Raw genomic sequence first — 4,486 nt, forward strand, 5'->3', positions numbered from 1 at the left:
ATTACGCAATAGCCCATGCTTTCGGCCCACCTCAATCAAGAGGCGGGTATCGCCAAGATGCATATTCATGTTGGATTTTCCTGATTTTATGCGATGATGCTTAAGCGATTAGCGATCAATCGATCAATATGCGCTGCCCCAGCCTACCCCCCCGGGTGCTGTGGCTTTCTTGCGCGTAAAACTCTTCCCAAAATTTACTAGGTTGATTTATTTGAATGATTGTATCAATGCTTGACTTAATCGAAGGCAGGACATTTAAAACTTGATATCGCAGCTCGTCAAATTCGGACTCGTAGGTGTCCTGAATACCGTGATAACTTTTATAGTTATCGCGCTTTTGACCCTATGGGAGATAAACCCCTACCTAAGTAACGCGGTCGGATTCACTGCGGGACTTGTGAACAGCTTTTTAATGAATAGTCGGTTCACCTTTAACCAGTCCTACTCGGCTAAAGCCGTTGGAAAATTCGGCATTTCGTTCGCGCTTAGCTACGCCTTAAACATATTTGTACTTCACTATCTGATGAACCTATCGACAGTCCCGACGATAGCAGCTCAATTTTTGGCTATGGTATCCTATAACATCACTTTCTTCGTTCTCATGAAAGCATGGGTGTTCGGACGTGACTGATAAGCTTTATAGCATTGATGTAGTTATCCCGTGTTTTAATGAAGAAGACACAATCCCCCACACGATCCCGCGACTTGCATCCTTCTTAGACAGGCTGTCAGAGAACTCCGAAATTTATATGAAATCTTACCGTCTTATCCTCGTAGACGATGGCAGCCAAGATACAACGTGGCGACTTATTGAAGAGCTTGCTGCATCGCATCCAATTCAAGGGATCAAGCTGAGCAGAAACTATGGTCACCAGAACGCCATGCTAGCCGGGTTAAGTAACTCTGATCGTGAAGTTGTATTGACTATTGATGCCGACCTACAAGACGATTTAAACGCTATCACCAATATGCTGAAGGCGTACCAGGGCGGTGCGGACCTAGCGTTAGGAGTTAGATCATCAAGAGGAAGCGATACTAGCTTTAAAAAGAACTCTGCGTCAGGCTACTATAAGCTCATGAGAGTTTTGGGCGTGAACATTATAGAAGATCACGCGGATTTCCGGTTAATGTCACGGAAGTCCTTGAGCGCCCTTCTCGCACATGAAGAAGTGAATCTTTTTCTGCGGGGTATAATCCCTACTATCGGTTTCCCCACGTCAATAATATATTACGAACGTCAGGATCGAGAACACGGTGAAACTAAATATACGCTCCGCAAGATGATGGCCCTTGCAATAAATGGCATTACATCTTTCTCGGTTACCCCCTTAAGACTGGCTACAGCGCTAGGACTGGGCGTCAGTGGAGCGGCCTTTATTGCTGCCTTTTGGGTGGTGTTTGTAAAAATGTTTTACTACGGTCAAGCAGTGCCCGGATGGGCCTCGACCGCTCTCCCCATCCTGTTTTTAGGCGGCATTCAGCTACTATGCCTAGGAATTATCGGTGAATATATCGGCAAGATATATCTGGAGGTTAAAAGACGCCCACGCTTTATTATTGAGAAAATGACTTAAATCATGTTCCACAAATTAGCACCTGGCAAAGGCATACTCCTCAAACCCTGGCTCGTGATTTATTCATTATGCGCCATAATTATACTTTCAGTATATGGGAATTACTTTGACTTTAATGTTTATGGACATGATGAAGTACACTATTATCAAAATTTTCGCTTTAAATTGATTGAAGAAGGTCGGTGGCTTAATTATTTGTTACACGACGTGCTAAGAGCAATTCCGTTGCACGTATGGAGTATTGCACTTGTAGCTACAGCATTTTTATTTTTCTACTTACTCTTGGCGGATACAAATATATCGAAGGTTGTATGCGCTCTTTTTGCCACGTGCTCAGTTTCCAGTATCCCGTTTGTTTCTCAAAGTCTTTGGCCTGCCACATTATTTCCTTCGATGTTTTCGCTGCTCTTTCTTTTGAACATCAAGGATAAAATAGGATATAAAAAAACTTATATACTCTCCGGAATATTACTGTTCGGAGGTTTGCAAAATTTATATTTTATAACTCCGCTGCTATTCATGAGCTCTTTTCTCAGCTCGAATAACAGTTTAAAATCAATTTTTCGTCACGGCTTATGGTGGCTAGCAGGTTGCATCGTTGGAATCACTACTTCTTTGGTGATGGTTTTCGTTATCACCGGGCAAATTGGACTTGAAGTTGCGGAATGGCGACAGACCAAACCTGTCCACGACTTACACAGTGCTATTAATAACCTCACCTACATCATAGGCTCATTCAATAAGCATTTCGATGACCTCACTAATCAATTTGGGAGATACACTTATTACATCCTACTGTTCTTGGCAGCTCTGTGGAATTTCAGATTAAGTCACCAGTACATTTATACGCTCTTAATTCTCATTGCGGTTGCGGTTTCTTATTTTGCTTTCTCTCTTCCCCTCTCACCGGTGATTGAAACACGAACATTATTACCCCTCTACCTCGCAATGAGTCTGTCTCTCGTTGTATTTTCGAAGGTTAGGTTTTTCACGTGGGTTAATATTTTCAACTTGTTCATTTTATGTATTGTAAACTTGATTAACGCGTCTACGTACATGAACAGACATCAAGAAATAACTGATCATTATTATTATAGCATTTACCGCACCTTAGATCGTGACGCCAACCAATATACGAGCATCGTATTAAAGGGAACGTTGCCTGCTCAACATCCATATGCATATTTTTTTAACTCTGCTCCGCAAATGCATTCAGTAGTACATGCATTAGGTGCGTCTTCTTACTGGGATTGCAGGATAGGTATGCGACATCCGAAATGCGACGTGAAACTCAACACGACCCTGATAAATGTCACCGCAATGGACGGCGGGGAGCTTTCACTTCTTGTGGATGAGGACCAAAACATTGCCGTTTTGGAATTTTCACCGCACAATAGTCGCAGCAGAGATCCCGAAAAATTCCGAAGTTCATATCGATCCTCTGACGGACGAATATAGAAGTGATATAGCGATAACTAGAGGCGGCAACGCCCCTTAACTAGCATAATAACCATCCGTCGAGTGATCACATCAAACAGTAGTTACCTTTTTTCTGTTGCGTAAGCGACAAACCCAAACTCTGTATCTGTATCATCTCCAGAAATATTTGCGAAACCAACAGTAATGCTGGATGCGTCATGAGTCAGGTTATACGTAATTCTTGCCGATCCGGGTTGCGTTAACGCAAATTTACGACCAGCAACAGGACTGGCTAAATTTATTTTATATTGACCCTCAGCAATCTTTGTGACTGAGGCAACATTAACGGAGTGACCTGCGACTGCTCCTGCGGCTGAAATGTATCCCATTGCAATAGGTCGCGTTTGTTCACAATCAGCCTCTTTGATGGCGCGGGCGGCGAAGATGTGCGCCTGCTTGTGGGCCATAGCCGCTTGCCCTCATCTGTATCAGCTAAATGATGATGTTGACCCAGACGCAAGCGTGTACTTGGTTGTATAACCATAAGCCATATTCGCGCCGCCGTTATTGGTTGATGTTCCCGCTTCTTCGAGGAATTTTTGAGCAAATTCACTCGATGATTGAGACCCGTTATTATTGGCAAAAACACATCGCTGTGTATTAAATGCGTAAATAGACGAGTAAGATGGTCCTAACTGTCCTGTGTCATACAGTACGTTATTTACTATATTACAGTTCCAGCCTTCATTTATGCTAATTGCCGCTCCTCTAGAACCAAATATTGTATTCGTGCTTATAGTTGTTGCCTCTGTGTTTTCAATAAGAATTGGCACCTTGGTGCTTGCCCCGTTGTCAGACCCGACATACCTACCACCCGATTTATTGTTTGAAACATCACATGCGTTTCCGTACTTAAGAGAGACTATATGATGGTTGGAAAGAAACCCCCCTACCGAGGGAATAGTGTGATTACCTATAACTCGAATACGTGACATACTATTAGTAGATGTACCTTGAGCGTATACGCCAAAATCCATCCCACAAAACTCATTATCTTCTATAGTAACATCTCTAACAGCCCCGTTAGCTGGCGTTATATTAACCGCAATAGGGAGGTCAGAGGAAGTTAAGTCAGCATCCTGTCGATTGAATGTATTTCTGAAAACCCGAGTATTACCCCCCGCCGATCCGATCAAAACAGAATTCGAGGGTGAACTGCCCCCCATTTCGACCGGACAGGTCGGCATAAGCAGAAAGGCTCAAGCACAGGCTTGAGGACAGGCTTATGTCTAACGAGTATCGACACGTTGAATTGCTGACGGGTGATGTTCGCCGCAGGCGGTGGACAACCGAGCAAAAGCTGACGATCATTGAGCAGAGTTTTGAACCAGGCGAGACGGTATCGTCTACCGCTCGCCGCCATGGCGTTGCGCCCAATCTGCTTTACCGGTGGCGCAGGCTCTTGAGTGAGGGAGGTGCTGCAGCCGTGGATT

Annotated in this window: 6 protein-coding genes; 4 read left to right on the forward strand and 2 right to left on the reverse strand. The window is 43.9% G+C overall.

Annotated elements, in window-relative coordinates; genetic code table 11:
• The first annotated feature begins 262 nt into the window (after positions 1 to 262).
• From C7374_RS16625 to C7374_RS15690, 3 genes are read left to right on the forward strand one after another with little or no spacing between them, the layout of a single operon-like run.
• A complete protein-coding gene (locus tag C7374_RS16625) occupies positions 263 to 631 on the forward strand; it encodes a GtrA family protein (RefSeq protein ID WP_111576530.1) in 369 nt (122 codons plus the stop codon).
• Entirely contained in the window at positions 624 to 1,574 is a 951-nt protein-coding gene (locus C7374_RS15685) for a glycosyltransferase family 2 protein (protein ID WP_111576531.1), read from the forward strand. Before C7374_RS16625 ends, C7374_RS15685 begins: the two co-directional genes overlap by 8 nt.
• 3 nt (positions 1,575 to 1,577) lie before the next feature.
• Positions 1,578 to 3,032 carry a glucosyltransferase domain-containing protein gene (locus tag C7374_RS15690; protein ID WP_111576532.1) on the forward strand — a complete coding sequence of 485 codons (1,455 nt, stop codon included), beginning with the start codon at positions 1,578 to 1,580 and terminating at the stop codon, positions 3,030 to 3,032.
• Between the two features lie 83 nt (positions 3,033 to 3,115).
• Here C7374_RS15690 and C7374_RS15695 read toward each other — a convergent pair whose 3' ends face one another.
• Positions 3,116 to 3,460: a hypothetical protein gene (locus C7374_RS15695; protein ID WP_111576533.1), complete on the reverse strand. Its 345-nt coding sequence runs from the start codon at positions 3,458 to 3,460 to the stop codon at positions 3,116 to 3,118.
• A 21-nt stretch (positions 3,461 to 3,481) separates the two neighbouring features.
• Positions 3,482 to 4,030: a hypothetical protein gene (locus tag C7374_RS16100; RefSeq protein WP_210205163.1), complete on the reverse strand. Its 549-nt coding sequence runs from the start codon at positions 4,028 to 4,030 to the stop codon at positions 3,482 to 3,484.
• Positions 4,031 to 4,278: 248 nt separating this feature from the next.
• Here C7374_RS16100 and C7374_RS15700 point away from each other — a divergent pair.
• On the forward strand, positions 4,279 to 4,486 hold a 208-nt coding region (locus C7374_RS15700; RefSeq protein ID WP_146612714.1), incomplete at its 3' end, for a transposase.

Source organism: Falsochrobactrum ovis, from assembly GCF_003259955.1.
Lineage (GTDB): Bacteria > Pseudomonadota > Alphaproteobacteria > Rhizobiales > Rhizobiaceae > Brucella > Brucella ovis_A.